Here is an 875-nt window from a genome sequence, read left to right on the forward strand (position 1 = left end):
GTAAAGGTATCGAGCGCTCTGTCGAGTCGACTGATAATAGGTTGTGAGTCATGGACATTGCCTGCGGTGGCGTGTGTATCAACAATAATGCCGTGTTTACCATCCACAATTCGATGGTCTAGATAGAAGAACCCTTTTGGCTTTTCATCCCGTACCATAAACCCGCTATCTGGGTCGGTGCGGCTGACTTTGGTTGGTTTTGTGCAAGGTGTTTCTTCCTTACACTTCAGGGGCTTTTTTCCTTCATCCTCCCGGTCTTGCAGTACCGCTTCGTTCAATTGCCCTACATATACTGAAGGACTGACTTTTAAGTCTTCTATGTCATAGCGCTTTTTATTGGCATTGGCTTTGAGGTGTGTACTGTCAGCAAATAAGCTATAGCCACCTATGAGTTTTTGCTTCATCGCTTGGCGGACAATGTTATCGAAGATGGATTGATAAATGTTGCTGTCTTTAAAGCGCTTTATGCGGTTTTGGCTTAGCGTCGAGTGGTGGATGACATCTTCAGTTAGTCCCATACCTAAAAACCAACGATATGCGACATTGACTTGGATTTCCTTAATCAAGCGACGCTCGCTTTGAATGCCAAACAGGTATCCAAGAAATAAAATCTTGAACATTCGCACTGGGTCAACCGCTGGGCGACCATTGTTTTTACAGTAGAGATGGGCGACTTCATCGCGGATGAATTCGAAATCAATCGCAAGGTCAATCAGGCGAACTAAATGGTCTTTTGGAACCAATTGGTCGATAGCGACCATTTCTAGTTCATATTGCTGAGGGGTTTTGTCTTTAAGCATGGTGAACTCTCTAAACTCACTACGCTTATTAGATCAAAGGGCTAGATCTGTGTCCAGCCCTTTTTCAACAGTCTG

1 protein-coding gene is annotated in these 875 nt (G+C 44.3%); it reads right to left on the bottom strand.

Features of this window, described 5'->3' with window-relative positions:
• Nucleotides 1–800 (bottom strand): transposase (locus CKO50_RS23845; protein ID WP_141240186.1); only part of this gene is annotated, 800 nt, incomplete at its 3' end.
• Nucleotides 801–875: the final 75 nt, after the last annotated feature.

The sequence above is a fragment of the Pseudoalteromonas sp. HM-SA03 genome, assembly GCF_002289345.1.
In the GTDB taxonomy this organism is placed as follows: Bacteria; Pseudomonadota; Gammaproteobacteria; order Enterobacterales; family Alteromonadaceae; genus Pseudoalteromonas.